This window comes from Exiguobacterium marinum DSM 16307, from assembly GCF_000620845.1.
GTDB classification, from domain to species: domain Bacteria; phylum Bacillota; class Bacilli; order Exiguobacteriales; family Exiguobacteriaceae; genus Exiguobacterium; species Exiguobacterium marinum.
Genome location: NZ_KK211189.1, coordinates 2,718,620 through 2,737,365, shown reverse-complemented (window position 1 = coordinate 2,737,365; position 18,746 = coordinate 2,718,620). Strand labels below are relative to the sequence as shown.

Here is an 18,746-nt window from a genome sequence, read left to right as displayed (position 1 = left end):
ACAAATTTGTCACGAATTCGAAAGGGGACGATGAAATGGTTTCCTTTATAGTCATTTCGGCTTTTGTGGTGATAAGTGTGGCTGGCTTTATTGTGATGATGAATCGACATGGTGAAAAGCTGACGGGCGACGAGGAAGACCAACCGATGATTTGGGCGGACGAAGACTGGTATAAAGAAGATGGACCGCCTGATGGGTAATGTGATAAGATGACCCGGTTGAAATTTGATGGAACATGAGGTGATTAAATGAATGTACTCGAACAACAGTTGAACCACTTGATCGATGAATGTCGTCCGTACACGGCTCAAGGGAAAGTAGCTGACTACATCCCTGAACTGGCGCATGTGAAAAACGATTTACTAGGGGTGGCGATTTGTTTGCCGGACGGGACGTATATTCATGCGGGGGACGTTCATCACAAGTTTACGATTCAAAGTGTCTCGAAAGCATTGACACTCTGTTATGTTTTAATGGAATTTGGAGAAGACTATGTGTTTTCGAAAGTCGGGATGGAGCCGACGGGAGATGCATTTAATTCGATTGCCAAGCTCGAGGAGACAGTTCCGTCTAAACCGTTGAACCCAATGATTAATGCAGGGGCGCTAGCGGTGACGAGTATGATTTTAGGGGAAACGGCTGACCTGAAAATTTATCAGTTCCGTCAATTTTTAGGGAGGCTGTTAAATCGACCGGTAGAGGATATTACGTACGATGAAAAAGTCGCCCGCTCTGAATACGAGACGACCGATTTGAATCGTGCACTCCTTTATTTCATGCGCCACCATGGAATTGTAGATGGTGAGGTAGATGAGATTATTGATGTCTATACGAAACAATGTGCCATCGAGATTGACTGCTTTGACTTGGCACGAATCGGACGTGTCTTTGCGGGGAACGGAGAAGACCCGAATACGGGCGAAGAATTAATTCCACGTCGGGTCGTTCGAATTGTCAAAGCGATTATGACAACATGTGGCATGTATGATGCATCGGGCGAGTTCGCTGTTCGAGTCGGTCTTCCCGGTAAGAGCGGAGTCTCGGGTGCGATTTTAGCAGTCGGTAACCATGAACTGGATTTGAGTAATGTCGGGTTTGGAATCTTTGGTCCGGCGCTTGATTCGAAAGGGAATTCAATCGCAGGTATGAAACTGTTAGAACTATTGATTGAACGGTATACCTCGCGCTAAATCGATAAATGTTCCACTGACGTGTCTAACTCTTCTTGTAACGTTTCGATTTTTGCATCATACACAGACTGCAAATCTTCAGGTGGCTTGAAGGTCCGCCAACGCTTTAACAGTTGGTCATGGTCGTTCATCTCACCGAGCTCAGTTTGCATCCTCTTTAACGTGCGGACGGTATCCATGGAGGCATCTGTTTCATAGTTCAACAAATACTCATGTAAATAACGTTCACGCTTGACGGCTAAACGAACTTTATGGAGTGCTTCAACTTGTTCATTTCTGTCCGGTTGCTCATGATAAATATGGATTCGTTGGTTACGTTCTTCTTTCGCCTTTTCTAACATTGGAGAGGCGTTCATTTTTTTAAACGCACGAAGTAACGGCCCACCGATGAAACGGCGAATTTGTTGATCGAGCGAAGGCGTCATTTTTTCACTGACGCGTGTCGAGAGAATGGTTCGTTCGATGGCGCGTTGCTTCTCGACCACTTGAAGAAACAATGCATCGAGTTCATTCTGTGACTCAAAGTTTTCAATCAGTACATCGAGGTCTCGTACATGTCCGAGTACTTCCATCAACTGTTTGAGTTGCCGGAACGTCGCAGGTTTTGTCTCATAGATTTGCATGAATGTGATCAGCTTTCGTAAATGAACGCGGGCGCGATGAATGTCCTCCGAATTGGTGAAAGTGAGGGCCTCGGTCACGTAATGATTAAACGTATTCCACGTTTCTAACAGCTCAAATTTTAATTTTTCTGCATGCCGTTGATTCATGATATTATTTCCTTTCTGAAAAGAGATGAGGGTTGTCCATGTACCAAACACATTCATTAAACGAAAAAACAAAACTGTTCTTTACGATTTTCTTTCCAATTTTAGTCACGCAAGTGTCTTTTTATTTGATTAGCTTTTTTGATACCGTCATGTCTGGACGTGCCGGAGCGGTCGACTTGGCAGGTGTCGGTGTTGGTTCAAGTCTTTGGATGCCGGTCTACACCGGACTCAGTGGCATCCTATTGGCCGTGGCGCCAATCGTATCGCAAGCACTTGGTGCACGGGACCGACAACAGATTCAACGGACGCTGTTCCAAGGCATCTATCTAGCCGTCATACTAAGTGTCATCACGTTGACATTAGGCTCGTTCCTCGTGCCAATTGCAATCGAGGGAATGGGGCTCAGTACGGAAGGGAAGCGGATTGCAACCCAATACTTACTTGCTCTTGGTTTCGGTGTCTTGCCGATGTTTCTGTTCAACGTGCTTCGCACGCTCATGGATGCGCTCGGCAAGACGAGAGTTTCAATGATCCTCATACTATTAGGGTTACCCATTAATGTCGGATTAAATTACATCTTCATTTTCGGGAAACTTGGTGTTCCGGCATATGGCGGCGTCGGAGCGGGAATTGCCTCGAGCATCACCTACTGGTTGCTCTTTTTCATGGCCTTGTTCTTCGTGAGAAACGGGAAGCCGTTCCGAGAATACAAGTTTTTACGGACGACTGAGCGTATCGTCTGGCTCAGACAAAAAGAGTTATTGCAACTCGGGACACCAATCGGGCTAGCAATCTTCGCCGAGGTCAGCATCTTTGCAGCAGTCACGCTATTGCTCAGCTCATACGGTGACCAAATCGTCGCGGCACACCAAGCCGCCATTAACTTCGCTTCGTTCGTGTACATGCTCCCGTTGTCGGCATCGAGCGCGTTGACGATTGTCGTCGGATACGAACTCGGTGCGAAACGATTACAGGACGCCGTTCGATATGCGAAAATCGGAATTTCGCTTTGTCTAGGTGTCTCCATCTTCTCTGGTGCCTTGTTGTTTTGGCAAAACGAGCGGGTCGCAGCCATTTATACGAATGATCCGACGGTCGTGGACCTCGCTGCCCACTTCATGATTTTCGCCGTGTTCTTCCAGTTATCAGATGCAGTCGCGGCACCGATTCAAGGGATTTTACGAGGATTCAAGGACGTCAATATCACGCTGCTTCTCTCGCTCGTTGCCTATTGGGTCATCGGCTTACCTCTTGGTTATGTCTTGACGGAACATGCTGGGTTTGGTCCGGATGGGTATTGGATTGGCTTGATTGCCGGGCTCGCAGCCGGAGCGGTCTTATTATTTCTCCGACTCGTATGGATTGTTCGACGCTACGGGACGCTCGAATCGACGTAATGATGCAAAGGTTGTTCGCAATTGTGAACAATCTTTTATTTATTATAAATTGGTCTATACAACTATACTTTTATTAGTTATGATAACATGGAGGAAAACAAAAAGGAGTGGTGAACCGATGGCGACATTGATCAATGCTCGTATCGTGTCAGCGGAGCAAACATGGGAACGTGGATATATCAGATGGAATGGTCAAACGATTGATGAGGTTGGATCGATGGAACAGTTTGAACAACAGGATGAGCACGTGATTGATGTCGCGGGGGCGCTCGTGACACCAGGTTTGATCGATGTTCATATCCACGGGGGGTATGAAGTCGATACGATGGACGCGGATGAATCACGACTTCGTCGATTGAGTGAACACATGCTACAAGAAGGTGTCACTTCTTTTTTCGCGACGACAATCACACAATCAAAAGAGGCGATTGAGCATGCATTGACGGCAGTCCGAAACGTAATTGAAGCGCAGGATACGACACTCATCGGGATTCACTTGGAAGGTCCTTTCGTCAATGTGGAGATGGCTGGGGCACAACCGGCGGAATATATTATCGATCCGGATGCCGAGCAGTTTCGGAAGTGGCAAGAGCTTGCGGGTGGGCATATTCGCCTTGTCACGTATGCACCGGAACGGCCGGGTGCCCGTGCATTTGAAGCGGCACTTCGCGAATCAAGTACAATCGGTTCAGCCGGTCATACGAGCGCGACATTTGAAGAGAACAAACAGGCGGGCATCAAACACGGGACACACCTGTATAACCAAATGCGTGGATTGCATCACCGCGAACCAGGTACGGTCGGATATTGTCTATTAGAGAAAGGTGTCATCGCGGAAATTATTCCGGACGGCATTCACAGCCGTCCAGAGATGGTTGACTTTGCGTTCCGTTTAAAAGGACCAGATGAACTCGTCGTCATCACGGATGCGATGCGAGCGAAGGGACTTCCGGACGGACAGTATGAACTCGGCGGTCAACCGGTCAAAGTCGAGGATGGGGCTGCGCGACTTCAAGCCGGGAATCTTGCGGGCAGTGTGTTGACGATGGATGCTGCATTCCGGAATATCCAAGCATATACCGGGTGTACAGTGGAAGAGGCGGTCAAAATGACCGCGACGAATGCAGCCAAAGAATTCGGATTGACGACAAAAGGGGACATCAAATCGGGGTTTGATGCAGACCTAGTCGTATGGAATCGCGCGACACATGTTCAGATGACTTTTGTCAAAGGTAAGATCGTATATGAACGGGAGGAACAAGGATGAACGTACTAGTCGCAAAGACGGCGAACGATGCGGAACGAATCGCCTACACGCTAATTAAAGAACGGATTTCAGGGAAACATGACTTCGTACTCGGTCTCGCAACCGGTAGCACACCAGTCGGGATGTATCAGATGTTTAAGCAGGACGCGCTCGATTGTAGCCACGTGACGAGCGTCAATTTGGATGAATATATCGGACTATCACCCGAACATCCTCAAAGCTACAATCGCTTTATGAAAGATCGCCTCTTTGATGAAGTGCCATTCAAACAAAGTCATCTTCCAAAAGGTGATGCGTCGGACCCAGAAGCGGAGGCGGCGCGCTATGAAGGGCTCGTCCGAACGCTCGGTGTCGACTTACAACTTCTCGGGATTGGCGAGAATGGACACATCGCATTCAATGAACCGGGGACGGCACTCGATGCCAAGACACACGTGACCGAGCTCACGGAATCGACCCGTGAAGCCAATCGTCGCTTTTTTGACCGCCTTGAAGACGTACCGACTCATGCGATCACGATGGGACTCGACACGATTATGAATGCCCGTGAAATCGTCCTTGTGGCTATAGGTGAGCGGAAGGCGGAAGCGGTACAGCACATGATTGAAAGTGTTCCGACAGTCGACTGGCCGGCCACAATCCTTCAAGCGCATCCAGGTGTGACAGTCGTACTCGACGAAGCGGCGGCATCGCGCTGCGCAGATGCTCTTCAAGCCCGTGGACGAGAAGCAGCAACACGATTTTTCACCATTCGGGATTAACGAACCTGCGGAATCATCTCCGCGGGTTTTTCTGTGTTCAACTGTGGGAAAGTGTAAAGAAATGAATTTGTCATCAAAACGTTTTCGACAAATTTGACACTTTCCTCTATAATGAGTGAAGCTCATTATTTTGACTCGAAGGAGACCGCGATGAATTCTAGAACACATACTCGTAGACAGCGAAAAGGTCCGTCTGCGTTTTATAAGATATTTAGTGCCCTTGTGCTGATTGCGATTATTGCTGGATCTAGCATTTACGGTACAGCGTTTTATAAAGCTCACAATATGTTGTCCGGCACCCAAGTCACGCTAGAGGACGACCCGACAGTCGAACCGACTCGTTTTGACAAAGAAGATACGGAGTCGTTCTTGATTTTAGGGACAGACCTTTCGCCACAAAAGAAAGCACGTGGAGAATTCGGACGCTCGGACGTTATGATTGTTGTTATCTTGAACAAGAAAGAAAAACAGACGACGATGCTCAGCGTTCCGCGCGATTCGTATGTCAATATCGACTACACGGGCTACAACATCCCTTATGGAAAGACGGGACTTGACCAAGATAAGATTACACACGCTTATTACTTTGGTTCGATGGATGAAACGAATCCAAATAATGGGATGCGGATGGCGACGAATACGATTGAAGATTTGGTCGGCGTAGAAATCGATCATGTCGTTTCGTTAAACTTCCAAGGGTTTGTCGATTTCATTGATGCCGTAGGTGGCGTTGAAATTGATGTCCCGTTCTCTTCACAACAAAACAGCTATGATGCATCACGTGAAACGGTCCAAATCGAACAGGGACTTCAACAGCTTTCTGGCGAAGAGGCACTTGCCTATGTCCGAAACCGATATGACGATCCCCGTGGAGACATTGGACGTGGACAACGTCAAATGGAAGTAATCAATGCCGTGCTCGAACAATCACTCGGCACTTCACTCCTTAACAACTATGATAAGGTCCTGAAAGCCGTTGGGGACAATATGCAGACAACGCTTGGACCAAATGACTATATGCGTTTGATTGAAGATGTCGGGGCATTGCACGATACGGTACAATATCAACTGACAGGTGAAGGTGCCCGAGCAGATGACGGTCACTTCTACTATTTCTTGAATGAGCCGCTTCTTGAAGAAGTGCGTTATCGCGTGCAACAAGCGGATGCGGGTAACCGTGTCGAGCCGATGTCAGATACAGAACTTGAGTCTTACACGTTAGACCCGAACGGGGTAACGTACGAAGCTCAATAAAGTTTAACTTACGAAAAATGCAAAACGCGCTCAGAATTCATTTTCTGAGCGTTTTTTATGTGGCAATGTATTTCAGGTCAGACCGCTTTTTTGTGTGGGATTTCTCGAAAAATGATTTAGTCGATGATTTTCCCACTCAAAAATTTGGTATCACAGTAAGGACAGCGATATACATCCTCCACATCAGTGTCATGGTCAAATCGTAATGGGAGTCGTCTTTTACACTGTGGACATTTCCATAAAGTGAGGGATATGACGAGGAAGATTACAAATGAAGATGCTCCTAAAATCGCCAACCATGTCGAGCCTATAAGGATATTGATCAGACTAATTGGAATCGAGATAAATAAACAAAGTAATGCGATTTTTCGATATTTCATGATATCGATTACCTTATGCAATGTCCTCCCCCCCTTTAACATCTATATACGTAGAATAAGATTGTTTAGCTCCAATATGAGTCGAAAAGAGGGTAGAAAATCGTATTTCTGTTTCGTGCGTTATATGCGATCCATGGCGACGGTCAAAGAGTACGAGTCTCCACGGAAAAGGGAACGACTATATTCAAACATGCCGCCATCATCGAGATACGTTCGCTGGTCAATCAACAGTACCGGAGCGTTCGGAGAGATAGTGAGGAGCTTGGCTTCTTCAGGACCGGCGCTTCGAGCTTCGAGTGTCTGCGTGGCATTCTTCAGACGTAGTCCACGTTGTTCGGCGTACGCATAAATAGAGCCCGTGGCGTCATCTTGCGTCAAATCCGGCAATAAATGGACTGGGATATAGGCGGTCTCGAGCGCAAGCGGATTGTCATCTGCGAGTCGTAGCCGCTTCATTTCATAAACAGGTGTCTGATTTGGGATGCTCAGTTGCTGCGCGATGAGATCCGTTGCCGGAATGACCTCGTACGATAAGAGACGACTGAGCGGGCGCATGCCTCGATGTTTGATTTCTTCAGAAAAACTCGTCAGTCCGGATAATGTCATCGCAATCTTTTGACTCGCGACAAAGGTGCCCCGTCCTTTTTGACGGCTCAAATAACCGGCGTTGACGAGATTCATAATCGCTTGACGAATTGTCATTCGACTGACATGAAATTGCTCGGAAAATTCACGCTCTGAAGGCAGGGTGTCTCCTGGTTTTAACAATCCGTCATCAATTTGTTGCTTTAAGTACGCTTCAATTTGATAATAAATAGGTAACGGAGATTGTTTATCAATTTCTAACATATCATTTCGCTCCTGACTGAGAAGGTGTATGTTTCATTATAGACGAAATTAAACTAGTTGTCTGAACAGATTTTTTAAAGAGAAAAGGTGGAGGGGAAGATGAATCAACACACATTGGAAACAGTCGTAACTGCGGTCAAAATGGATCAATCAGGTTATTGGCATACACTTGAGAACAGTCCGTTTTATGCAGAAGGCGGTGGACAGCCAGCCGATCGGGGATGGATTGGATCACATGAAGTATTAGATATACAACTCATTGAAGACGAGGTTCGGCACCTCTTGCACGAGTCCTTACCGATTGGTACAACGGTAGAGGCTCGAATCGATGAAGATGTGAGACGTGATCATTCGATTCAACATACTGCTCAACATCTTTTAACGGCAATCTTAGAGGACCGTCACGGCATTCGCACGCTCAGCTTTGGAATCGGGTCAGCCGACTCGTCCATTGAGATTGAAACGACAACGATGGACTGGCCACAAATTAACGCACTTGAGCATGAGTTGCAACAACTGGTCTACGAGAACCGTCCGATTCATGTGTATGAGATACCGGAGGAAGAAGTGGATCGAACGCGTTTACGGAAGGCGACCGATCGCATGGGGATGATTCGCATCGTAGAAATCGAAGGGATTGACTACAATGCATGCGGCGGCACCCACGTGGGGACAACCGGACAACTCGGTACGATTCACGTGACGGCGATGAAGAAAGTCAGAGGGAATATTCGCTTGACGTATGTGGCCGGTGACCGGGCACTCAAGGCGACCCAACAAGCGCGAGAAGCGTTACGTTCGATTCACCATACATTCTCGACAACGAATGAATCCGTGGCAGAGCGTGTGATTGAAGAACATACGATTCGTCTAGAACGTGAAAAAGAGATTAAGACGCTAGAAGAACGGATTGCGAAAGCGAAAGTAGAGGCAGTGTTGAAAGAAGATAACTATGTAGCGTTACATGTGGGGCGGACCGAAGCTGAAACGTTGACGACCGCCATCGTCGAACGGATTGCCGCGACGGGACGAATTGCGGTTGGAGCCAACTATGGCACGCAGAAATTGTTTGTCATGCATGATGGGACGCATGATATCGCCGTCGGTAAATTCTTGAAAACCGCCCTTCAAGAGATGCAGATTGGTCGTGGCGGCGGAAACCATAAGCAGGCACAAGCACGATTCACATCCGTGTCTGAGCTGGAGCGAGGGATGGAAGAAATCGTGAAACGATTGCAGGAAGGGGTGCTTTCATGTTGACGATTCAAAGTGGGCAAGAAGCTGATTTGATTCAACAGGCGAGACAAGTGAGAGAAGTTGTATTCATTCAGGAACAAGGAATTGATGCGAGTTTAGAATATGACGACTTAGACGATGTGTGTACACATGTGGTCGGTCTCCTTGACTCGGAGCCTGTGACAACGGCACGCCTTCGTCCCATCGATTCGAACATCGGAAAAGTAGAACGGGTGGCGACGATCGAGTCGGCACGGGGACATGGATATGGGAAAGATGTTATGAACGAAGTCGAACGTGTGGCAAAACATCGAGGGTTGGGTGAATTACGATTAGGCGCACAACTGACGGCGCTTCCGTTTTATGAAAAACTCGGGTACGAGGCATTCGGAGACGAGTTTTTGGATGCGGATATTCCGCATCGTATGATGAAGAAAACGTGGTAACTCTTTTTTTGAAATATCCCATTTTTCTAAAAAAAGGTTGGCAAGAAGATTTCGTTTTGTTATAACTAATACTAACAACTGACAGATAGAGGTTGCGAATGACATGAGTAAGCTTGGTTGAAACGGACGCATTCCGGACCGGGCCGAAAGGGGAAATTCGCCGAAGTCGACGTTCACGTGCGTGTGAACGAAGGCTGGGGTAGTCGTGAACAACGCCTACACTGCCATGGTCAACTACCATGGAGCGCTATCTACGGAACGATTCTTTAATCGTTTTTCAACTGCGCGTACAAGCGGCAGACCGTAGGGAGAGTGCTTCCTACCGGTCTGCCGCTTTTTCTGTTGGTGCACATCTTGAAAGTGGGGAACTTGATGACAACCGTACTGAAATTTGGTGGTAGCTCTGTTGCCACAATCGAACAAATACAAGCCATTTCAGATTATTTACAGACACGTGTGGCGACCGGAGAGAAGTTGGTCGTCGTCGTGTCGGCGATGGGCAAGACGACGGACTCACTCCTGTCACTCGCCAAACAAATCACCGACCGTCCGATGATTCGAGAACTCGACCGTCTACTCGCCGTCGGTGAAGAACAGACAATCAGTTTACTCAGTATCGCCTTGAACTCGAGGGGCGTGCCGGCCATCTCTCTCACCGGGCAACAAGCCGGGATCGATACGATGGGTATTCATACGAAGAGCAAAATCAAAGCGATTCGAAAAGAAGTGTTGCACGAGAAGTTGCGTCAATACGATGTCTTGATCGTCGCTGGATTCCAAGGCGTGAATGAAGCGGGTGACGTCACGACGCTCGGACGCGGCGGTTCGGACACGACGGCAGTCGCACTCGCAGCCGTACTCAGTCAACGCTGTGAAATATATACGGACGTGGCTGGTGTATATACGACAGACCCACGGATTCACCCGGCGGCGAAACGTCTAGACACCGTTTCATACGACGAGATGATGGAGATGAGTGCACTCGGCTCCAAAGTGATGGAAATGCGAAGCGTCGAGCTCGCAAAAAAATATGATGTCAATATTTTTGTCGGAAAGACGCTGTCGAGCGAAGGAGGAACATGGATCATGGATACGACGCAAGCAATGGAACAGAAAGCGGTCACGAGTGTGAGTGTCGTTAAGAACGTACTCAGTGTCTCAATCAAACATATCCCCCATACAGCAGCCGGGGTCGCGGACATCTTTGAACGATTGTCAGAACGTCATGTCAATATCGATATGATTTCGCAGACAGCGTTTGACGGGGAAGTGTTCCTATCATTCACATGTCCGCTAGATGAGGAAGCGTTTTTAGAAGAGGCACTCGCAGAGTTGACGGCGACCTTGTCGCAAATCAAAATCGATCGTCACACGGAACATGCAAAAATTTCTGTCGTCGGAATCGGTATGCGAGACGCGACAGGCGTCGCATCAGAGCTCTTTGCGACATTCCGCGAGATGGGGATTCCATTCTATCAAGTCACGACATCTGAAATCAGTATTTCCTATACGATTCAAGATCAAGACGTTGAAGCGGCAGTCGCAGCCATTGCGGCCCGATTCAACTTATAAGGGGGTAGCACGATGTATAATGTAGCGGTCGTCGGTGCAACAGGTGCCGTCGGACAAAAAATGATTGACGTCTTAACAGAATATGAATTTCCAATCAGCGAACTGAGACTCTATGCTTCAGCCCGTTCAGCAGGGAAAACGGTCGAAGTGAACGGGCAACCGGTCGTGATTCGCGAATTGACCGATGCGATTTATGCAGATCCGAACGATATCGCACTCTTCTCTGCTGGTGGGAGCATCAGTGAGCAATATGCCCCGCGATTGAGTGAGCAAGGGGTCATCGTCATCGACAACTCAAGCGCATTTCGAATGCAAGAAGGAATTCCACTCATCGTACCGGAAGTGAATCGGGTCGAACTCAGTCCGGAGAAGACGCTCATTGCAAATCCGAATTGTTCAACGATTCAATCGGTCGTCGCGCTCGCGCCTCTATCGGAAGTATACGGACTGACACGGGTTGCGTACACATCCTATCAAGCGGTATCGGGATCGGGTCAAAAAGGAATCGATGACCTCGAACGCGGTGCGCGTGGAGAGGCGCCGACGAATTATCCGTATCCGATTTATGATAACGTCTTGCCGCACATCGATGTGTTCTTAGAGAATGGTTACACGAAAGAAGAACAAAAAATGATTGAGGAGACGCGCAAAATTTTGAACGCGCCGAACCTCGGTGTGACGGCCACTTGTGTCCGGGTGCCGGTACGAAATAGTCACGCGGTCTCGATCACGGTGTCGCTCAAGCGGGATGCGACAGTCGCAGAAGTAAAAGCCGTCCTCGCCGATGCGCCTGGTGTCGTGTTAATGGACAATCCATCCGAACTGGCCTATCCGACACCACTTGATGCGAATGGGACGGATGAGGTGTATGTCGGACGAATTCGCCGAGACGACTCGCAGTCGAATACCTTCCATCTGTGGTGCGTCGCGGATAACGTTCGAAAAGGGGCGGCGGCGAATGCCGTTCAAATCGCACAATGTATGATTGGTCAAACAGCGACGAAATAAGGAGGAGATGACATGTTCACAGGAGTGGCAACAGCGCTCGCGACCCCATTTCAAGAAAATGGGCAGTTGAATCTAGAGGCATGGGTAGCATTGATTGAAGAGCAAATTCAGGAAGGTGTGAGTGGTCTTGTCATCGGCGGGACGACCGGCGAAGGGATGACGCTCACAGACGCAGAGTTTGAGACGTTGCTCGTTCGAGCGGTCGAGGTCGCGAACGGTCGAGCGTTGATTATCGCAGGGACCGGGTCAAACAATACAGCTGTCAGTATCGAAAAAACAAAACGGGCAGCAGAACTTGGAGCGGAGATGGCGATGGTCGTCACACCGTACTACAACAAGTCGACACAGGCCGGGCTGATTGCACATTTCACCGCGATCGCGGATGCGTCACCCATTCCGCTCATGCTCTATAACGTTCCGTCACGGACTGGCGTCGCGTTGGCGCCTGAAACGGTCGGAGAACTCGCAGAACATCCACGCATCACGGCCTTAAAAGAAGCGAGCGGGGATATCTCGGTCATGGCGCAGATGATGGCTCACATTCCAGAAGGATTCACCGTTTACTGTGGAAATGACGATCAAATTTTGCCATATATGGCTTGGGGCGCACAAGGGGTCGTTTCGGTTTTATCAAACGTTTACCCAGGTGCGACGGTCGCACTAGCTGAAACTCTCTTGGCAGGTGATCTAGAGGCGGCCCGCGCATGGCAACTTCGCTTGCTCCCTGTCATCGATGAGCTGTTCGCAGAAGTGAATCCGATTCCGGTGAAGGCGGCTCTTCAAGCGAGAGGGTTCGCATTTGGTGCTCCACGCCTACCGCTCGTCCCGATGAGCGCGACGGCTGAAGCGAAGTTGCTGTCAGCAATGGAGCAATTCAATGAGGTGAGACAATGAATGTTCTCATCCACGGATTTGGTGCGATGGGGCGGATTGTCGAAGAGGTCGCTCATGCGCAAGGTGTAAACGTCTCGGCAATCGTCTCACCGGGAAGGGAAGAGCATCTGGCATCATTAGACGAGGTAGACGCCCCGGTCGATGTCGTGATCGATTTTTCGAATCCGGCACTTCTCCCTGACTTACTCGCGTTCGGACGGTCACGCAATATTCCACTCGTCATCGCGACGACCGGCTTCACACCGGAAGAATTGGCCGACATCGAGACGGCTTCACAAGACATCCCAATCTTTCAGTCGTATAACACGTCTTACGGGATTGCACTCTTGAAACAGTTACTCGACCAACTCGTCCCTCTTACGCTCGGTTATGACATCGAAGTGATCGAGGCACACCACCGGAAAAAAGTCGATGCCCCAAGCGGTACGGCAGAATTATTGGCCCGTGCCATCGAAGCGAAGCGTGAGGTGACACCGATTTACGAGCGAACGTCACGGCGTGAAGCGCGTGGAACTGAGGAGTTGGGCATGCATTCCATCCGTGGTGGCACGATTTTCGGTGAGCATGCTGTGCTCTTCGCCGGAGATGATGAAATGATTGAATTGAAACATACCGCGTTATCCAAACGCGTCTTTGCAAACGGAGCCCTTGCCGCTGCGGCAACGATCATCGATCGCCCGGCAGGACTATATAATCTATCGAACTTATACGAGGAGGCTACTCATGTTACTCACAAACGCTTATGAAATCGCACAATATATTAAAGATGCTAAAAAGGAAACACCAGTAAAGCTTTACGTCAACGGTCAATTGGCGGGGCTTGAAATCGAGGAAGCAAAAGCATTTGGAACAGATGAATCGAAACTGTTCTTGACGACGGCAGAACGCGCGGCCACGTTCTTAGAAGCCAATGCGTCGGTCATCACGGATTCACATCTCGAATACGACCGTCGCAACAGTGCCGTACCGATGCTCGATACGACACAGCTCAATGCACGAATCGAACCAGGTTCGTTCATCCGAGACCACGTCCAAATCGGGAACAACGCGGTCGTCATGATGGGAGCTGTCGTCAATATTGGAGCTGTCATTGGAGATGGTTCGATGGTCGACATGAATGCTGTCATCGGGGCACGCGGAACGCTCGGGAAAAACGTTCACCTTGGCGCTGGTGCCGTGGTCGCTGGTGTCCTTGAGCCACCTTCAAAAGATCCGGTCATCATCGAAGATGGCGTCATGATCGGAGCGAACGCGGTCATCTTGGAAGGGGTTCGTGTTGGTGAAAATGCGGTTGTCGCGGCAGGCAGTGTCGTCACACAAGACGTCCCTCCAGGTGTCGTCGTTGCGGGAACACCGGCACGAATCATCAAACAGAAAGATGAAAAAACTTCTGAAAAAACGCAACTTGTTGATGACTTACGCTCTCTCTAACGTATAATAGACAGAAAATATAAACAACGAGGAATGGGAGAGTTTTATTATGGAACAGTATGGACAATGGATGTGGAAAGACGGGGCTTGGATTGAGCCGACTGACGCAAACACGAGTATCATGACACACGCGATTCACTACGGAAGTGGGTTCTTTGAAGGGATTCGTGCCTACCATACGGAGGAAGGCCCCGCCATCTTCCGATTGCGTGAGCACTTGGAGCGACTCGTTCGCTCGTGTGCATACTACCACGTCACACTACCGTATACGGTGGATGAGCTCGAACAAGCGACGATGGAATTGATTGAACGAAACGGATTTGAAGCATGTTACATCCGTCCGTTCGTCTTCCTTGGAACACCATGGCAAGCACTTATGCCGACGACGGAGACGAAGGTACATGTTGCCATCTCGTGTTGGCCGCTCGGTGAATATTTCAGCAAGACAGTCGGGATTCGGGCAAAAGTGGCCTCGTATCGCCGTGTGTCTTCTACAATGATGCCGATGCAAGCGAAGGCGGCATCAAACTATATGAACTCACAACTATTAAAAGGAGAGGCGCTTCGTGATGGATTTGATGAAGCGATCGCCCTCGATATGAATGGGAACGTCAGTGAGGCGAGTGTCGCGAACATCTTCCTCGTCAAAGGGAAGACGATCACGACACCATCACTCGACTGTTCTGTATTAGATGGCATCACACGCCAAACGGTCATGCAACTTGCGCGAGAAGCAGGTTATGAAGTCGTGGAGCGCCATATCGGACGCGACGAGCTGTACGTGGTCGATGAAATCTTCTTGACAGGAACAGCGGCCGAGGTGACGAGCGTCATCGAAGTCGACCATATCTCGATCGGTAGCGGCGTCCAGACGGTCGCGACAGAAATGTTGTCACGCTATCGTGAGGCCGTGACAGGACAACTTCCAGAACACCGCGACTGGATTACGTTCGTTAAATCAGCAGTGAAAGAGTAAAGGGGTTTTACAGTATGGGAGTCACAATTGACTTGAGTGCGATTCGCAAAAACAAACGTCGGATTGAAACGCTAGGACGCCCTGTGTTTGCGGTCGTGAAAAACAATGCCTATAACCTAGGAATGGAGCCAGTTGTGACGACTTTGTACGATGAAGGGGTCCGTCATTTCATGGTGACCACGCTCGAAGAAGCGATTGAAGTACGAACGCATGCGGAAAAGGCTCGTGTCCTCGTCATGAACCCGGTATATACGTGGCAACACGTGCATGCCCATGACTTTGATGTTGCTATCGGGTCGTATGAATGGCTCGTCTCACAGCGGGAGCATCTCGATGGTGTTCGCCTACATCTAAAACTAGATGTCGGCATGAATCGATTCGGTGCCAAAACATTTGAAGAAGCGCTACAAATCGTCGCCTTCTGTCAGGATGAAGGGTTAAACCTCGTTGGGTTATGTACACATTTCCCGCTTGCGGATGCAGACAATGCGGAAGTCGAGCATAGCGTTCAAGTCGAACGTTTTGCCGACTGGTCGACACGTTTGATGGAACGTCATACGTTTGAATTGATTCATGCGGCAAACAGTGCGGCCACGCTTCAAGATGATTCACGTCTGCATCATTGCACTCATGTGCGTGTCGGGATCTTCTTATACGGCTATTCTTCGGTCGAGCCGGTCGAATGGTTAGTTCCTGCTTTTCACTGGGAGACGGAAGTGGTCGCGGTCCATGACATTGAAGCGGGGGCTCATGTCGGATATGGGACGGGATACACGGCCGAAACGAAGGAACGAATCGCCGTTCTTCCGGTCGGATACGGGGATGGGTTGATGCGGGCGAGACGTCATTTACCCGTTCACATTGACGGGAAAGCTTATCCGTTCGTAAGTAACATTTTTATGAGCCATAGCTTCATCAAAGTCGGCGAGGATGTGCACATCGGCGACCAGGTCACGTTGTACGGTATAGAAACAAAAATCGATGATGTGACACGTATTGGCTACGCCAACAACTCAGAACAGCTCTGTGCCCGTTCGTGGCGCATTCCACATCGCTTTGAAGGAGGAATTGTATGTACACCACCAATCAATCAGAATGTTTGATCGAAGGTGTGTCCGTCCGTGAACTTCAAGCGACGTACGGGACACCTTTATACATCATGAGTGAAGGAGAACTAGAGCGTCGCCTCGGGATTGTTCAGGATACGTTTTTAGACAAGTATCCGAACACGTATGCGTTATACGCGTCAAAAGCGTTATCGATTGCGGCCGTGTATGAAAAAGTAATGGCGGCAGGAATGAGCATCGACGTCGTCTCAAGGGGTGAGATGTACGTGGCACTGCATGCCGGTGTACCGGCGGAGCGCATTCACGTCCACGGGTCGAACAAGACGATTCTTGACATCACATACGCGCTCGAACAAGGGATTACACAATTTACCATCGACAATATGCGTGAAATTAGCCTCTTGTCAGGACTTGCGGCTGAATATAATCGCGAAGTCGATGTGCTTCTCCGCATCGTGCCTCAAGTCGTTGGAGGTGCCCATGCGGCGATTCAAACGGGTGGGGTTGATACAAAATTTGGTTTCCCGACGCATGACGACACGTATTTGGACGCTGTTCGTGCGACGTTAGAAGCCGAGCATTTACAGTTGAAGGGAATCCATTGTCACGTCGGCTCTCAAATTCAAGATCCGACTCTCTTTACCAACACGGTGAAGACGATGGTCCGGTTCATGGATAACATTCGTCAGGAAACCGGGTATACGACGGACGTCTTGAACATCGGTGGTGGATTCGGCGTCGCTTACTTGGATGAAGACGAATATCTCGATTTTGCCCGGACGATGGAGCAAGTCATGGAGACATTGGTTGAAGAAGTGAGCGCTCGCGAGCTCCCACTTCCGAAAGTCGGAATTGAGCCAGGGCGTTGGCTCGTCGCCAATGCAGGTGCCACGCTTTATGAAGTGGGGACCGTCAAAGAAGTGAGCGGTGTTCGTACATTTGTGTCCGTCGATGGCGGGATGACGGATAATATCCGTCCGGCATTGTATGACGCGGAGTACGAAGTCGTGGCAGCGACTCGGATGAATGAAGAGAAGACGCTCGAGGCAAAAATTGTCGGAGCGTGTTGCGAGTCGGGAGATATCATCTCGAACCGCTCTTTGATTCCTCCTGTCACACCGGGTGATCTGCTACTCGTCAAAGCAACGGGAGCGTATAACTTCTCGATGGCGAGCAACTATAACCAAATGCTTCGTCCTGCCGTTGTGTTCGTCAAGGATGGGCATCATCGCCTCGTCGTACGTCGCCAAACGTTTGAAGACTTGGTGGCATGCGAGGTCATTGGACAATCGATTTAAGGCTACAGAGCAATCTGTAGTCTTTTTTGATTTTGAAATGAGAACGTTTTTCAATTATGATAGAGAAGAGAAAAAAAAAGGGGAAGTGACGGTCATGACAAGGACAGTAGCACAAAAGTTAATTGAAGAAAGACGTACGGTCCGTATGTTCAGAGAAGAACCCATTGATACGAAAGTGCTCTATGAAGTGTTGCAATCGGCACATCATGCACCATTTCACAATAAAGTCGAACCATGGAACGTGTATGTGTTCAATGGGGACGGGAAGCAAGTGTTACTCGATGCGCTCGAACCAGCCTTCTCGGAGGCGTCAGAGGGACAACGTGAAAAGGTGACCGGACGGATCTTGAATGCGGCAACCTGTATATATGTGACGGCAAAACATTTTGAGACGGACAAAGGAAATCGTGATGCGTTGCTCGCGACGGCGACGTTTATTCAAAATATCCAACTCTTGTTTAGTGAACGTGAAATCGGGATGGTGTGGCGGACAGGTGGACTATTTGACGATGCACGGTTGAAAGAGATGATTGGAGCGGAAGGGGAAACCTTTATCGGTTTACTTCAAATCGGTAAATATGATGTCGAGGATATCCCTTCACCAAAAGCGCGACAACCGATTGACTCACATCTCATCATGTTCGAATAAAAAAGCGAGCGAGGGGATGGCCCTTCGCTCGCTTGATCTATATATTGGTCATTTATCGCTTCAATTTAGTTGCGAGCCAATCTTGAATCACAGGTGTTGGAATCATCCAGTCGTTCCTCCGTTTTTAGAATCTTCTTCTCTACTATTATCCAAATGCATACGTTCCCAAACCTCACGATGCGTACCGTGAAGAGTGTCATCGAAAGAATCATCGATATGAAGGCCATAACTCGGATCGATGGATGAGGCGTACAGGTCTAGCATGAGTTGATCATGGTTCGGATACATAGAGTGGGCTCCT

20 protein-coding genes and 1 riboswitch are annotated in these 18,746 nt (G+C 49.0%); of the genes, 17 read left to right on the top strand and 3 right to left on the bottom strand.

The window, feature by feature from the left end:
- The first annotated feature begins 77 nt into the window (after nucleotides 1-77).
- Together P400_RS15850 and glsA are read left to right on the top strand one after the other, a co-directional pair.
- Nucleotides 78-200, top strand: coding sequence for a hypothetical protein (locus P400_RS15850; RefSeq protein ID WP_268745955.1), 123 nt, complete (start codon nucleotides 78-80; stop codon nucleotides 198-200).
- A gap of 48 nt (nucleotides 201-248) precedes the next feature.
- Nucleotides 249-1,190: a glutaminase A gene (glsA, locus tag P400_RS0114445; RefSeq protein ID WP_026826866.1), complete on the top strand. Its 942-nt coding sequence runs from the start codon at nucleotides 249-251 to the stop codon at nucleotides 1,188-1,190.
- Here the strand turns inward: glsA and P400_RS0114440 are convergent.
- On the bottom strand, nucleotides 1,187-1,960 hold the full coding sequence (locus P400_RS0114440) for a CHAD domain-containing protein (protein ID WP_026826865.1): 774 nt from the start codon (nucleotides 1,958-1,960) through the stop codon (nucleotides 1,187-1,189). The two genes, glsA and P400_RS0114440, sit on opposite strands and share 4 nt — an antisense overlap.
- A gap of 38 nt (nucleotides 1,961-1,998) precedes the next feature.
- Between P400_RS0114440 and P400_RS0114435 the strand changes: the two genes are divergently transcribed.
- The 4 genes from P400_RS0114435 (at nucleotide 1,999) to P400_RS0114420 (ending at nucleotide 6,639) form a co-directional block, all read left to right on the top strand.
- A complete protein-coding gene (locus P400_RS0114435; RefSeq protein WP_026826864.1) occupies nucleotides 1,999-3,357 on the top strand; it encodes an MATE family efflux transporter in 1,359 nt (452 codons plus the stop codon).
- Nucleotides 3,358-3,475: 118 nt separating this feature from the next.
- Nucleotides 3,476-4,624, top strand: coding sequence for an N-acetylglucosamine-6-phosphate deacetylase (gene nagA / locus P400_RS0114430; protein ID WP_026826863.1), 1,149 nt, complete (start codon nucleotides 3,476-3,478; stop codon nucleotides 4,622-4,624).
- Nucleotides 4,621-5,385, top strand: a complete 765-nt coding sequence (gene nagB, locus P400_RS0114425; RefSeq protein WP_026826862.1) for a glucosamine-6-phosphate deaminase — start codon at nucleotides 4,621-4,623, stop codon at nucleotides 5,383-5,385. Before nagA ends, nagB begins: the two co-directional genes overlap by 4 nt.
- Nucleotides 5,386-5,535: 150 nt before the next feature.
- The gene (locus P400_RS0114420; RefSeq protein WP_026826861.1) at nucleotides 5,536-6,639 is read left to right on the top strand and encodes an LCP family protein; all 1,104 of its coding nucleotides are present in this window, start codon (nucleotides 5,536-5,538) and stop codon (nucleotides 6,637-6,639) included.
- A 500-nt stretch (nucleotides 6,640-7,139) separates the two neighbouring features.
- Here P400_RS0114420 and P400_RS0114415 read toward each other — a convergent pair whose 3' ends face one another.
- Nucleotides 7,140-7,868 carry a GntR family transcriptional regulator gene (locus P400_RS0114415; protein ID WP_026826860.1) on the bottom strand — a complete coding sequence of 243 codons (729 nt, stop codon included), beginning with the start codon at nucleotides 7,866-7,868 and terminating at the stop codon, nucleotides 7,140-7,142.
- Between the two features lie 99 nt (nucleotides 7,869-7,967).
- Here P400_RS0114415 and P400_RS0114410 point away from each other — a divergent pair, with 99 nt between their 5' ends.
- From P400_RS0114410 to P400_RS0114360, 11 genes are all read left to right on the top strand, one after another.
- The gene (locus P400_RS0114410; protein WP_026826859.1) at nucleotides 7,968-9,128 is read left to right on the top strand and encodes an alanyl-tRNA editing protein; all 1,161 of its coding nucleotides are present in this window, start codon (nucleotides 7,968-7,970) and stop codon (nucleotides 9,126-9,128) included.
- A complete protein-coding gene (locus P400_RS0114405) occupies nucleotides 9,122-9,550 on the top strand; it encodes a GNAT family N-acetyltransferase (RefSeq protein ID WP_026826858.1) in 429 nt (142 codons plus the stop codon). Before P400_RS0114410 ends, P400_RS0114405 begins: the two co-directional genes overlap by 7 nt.
- 78 nt (nucleotides 9,551-9,628) lie before the next feature.
- A riboswitch (Lysine riboswitch) is annotated at nucleotides 9,629-9,808 on the top strand.
- 114 nt (nucleotides 9,809-9,922) lie between these two features.
- Nucleotides 9,923-11,122, top strand: a complete 1,200-nt coding sequence (locus P400_RS0114400; RefSeq protein ID WP_034771246.1) for an aspartate kinase — start codon at nucleotides 9,923-9,925, stop codon at nucleotides 11,120-11,122.
- Nucleotides 11,123-11,134: 12 nt separating this feature from the next.
- Nucleotides 11,135-12,130 carry an aspartate-semialdehyde dehydrogenase gene (locus P400_RS0114395; RefSeq protein ID WP_026826856.1) on the top strand — a complete coding sequence of 332 codons (996 nt, stop codon included), beginning with the start codon at nucleotides 11,135-11,137 and terminating at the stop codon, nucleotides 12,128-12,130.
- A gap of 12 nt (nucleotides 12,131-12,142) precedes the next feature.
- Nucleotides 12,143-13,024 carry a 4-hydroxy-tetrahydrodipicolinate synthase gene (dapA, locus tag P400_RS0114390; RefSeq protein WP_026826855.1) on the top strand — a complete coding sequence of 294 codons (882 nt, stop codon included), beginning with the start codon at nucleotides 12,143-12,145 and terminating at the stop codon, nucleotides 13,022-13,024.
- Entirely contained in the window at nucleotides 13,021-13,770 is a 750-nt protein-coding gene (dapB, locus tag P400_RS0114385; protein WP_026826854.1) for a 4-hydroxy-tetrahydrodipicolinate reductase, read from the top strand. The genes dapA and dapB overlap by 4 nt, the downstream gene beginning before the upstream one ends.
- Nucleotides 13,748-14,455 carry a 2,3,4,5-tetrahydropyridine-2,6-dicarboxylate N-acetyltransferase gene (dapD, locus tag P400_RS0114380; protein ID WP_026826853.1) on the top strand — a complete coding sequence of 236 codons (708 nt, stop codon included), beginning with the start codon at nucleotides 13,748-13,750 and terminating at the stop codon, nucleotides 14,453-14,455. The genes dapB and dapD overlap by 23 nt, the downstream gene beginning before the upstream one ends.
- A gap of 49 nt (nucleotides 14,456-14,504) precedes the next feature.
- Complete coding sequence (locus P400_RS0114375; RefSeq protein ID WP_026826852.1) at nucleotides 14,505-15,431, top strand: branched-chain amino acid transaminase; 927 nt, start codon at nucleotides 14,505-14,507, stop codon at nucleotides 15,429-15,431.
- Nucleotides 15,432-15,445: 14 nt separating this feature from the next.
- Nucleotides 15,446-16,534, top strand: coding sequence for an alanine racemase (gene alr, locus P400_RS0114370; protein ID WP_026826851.1), 1,089 nt, complete (start codon nucleotides 15,446-15,448; stop codon nucleotides 16,532-16,534).
- The gene (gene lysA, locus P400_RS0114365; protein WP_026826850.1) at nucleotides 16,504-17,796 is read left to right on the top strand and encodes a diaminopimelate decarboxylase; all 1,293 of its coding nucleotides are present in this window, start codon (nucleotides 16,504-16,506) and stop codon (nucleotides 17,794-17,796) included. Before alr ends, lysA begins: the two co-directional genes overlap by 31 nt.
- Before the next feature lie 94 nt (nucleotides 17,797-17,890).
- The gene (locus P400_RS0114360) at nucleotides 17,891-18,445 is read left to right on the top strand and encodes a nitroreductase family protein (protein WP_034771585.1); all 555 of its coding nucleotides are present in this window, start codon (nucleotides 17,891-17,893) and stop codon (nucleotides 18,443-18,445) included.
- Nucleotides 18,446-18,547: 102 nt separating this feature from the next.
- On the opposite strand, the gene P400_RS0114355 is transcribed toward P400_RS0114360, so the two are convergent.
- Nucleotides 18,548-18,733: a hypothetical protein gene (locus tag P400_RS0114355; RefSeq protein WP_026826848.1), complete on the bottom strand. Its 186-nt coding sequence runs from the start codon at nucleotides 18,731-18,733 to the stop codon at nucleotides 18,548-18,550.
- Nucleotides 18,734-18,746: the final 13 nt, after the last annotated feature.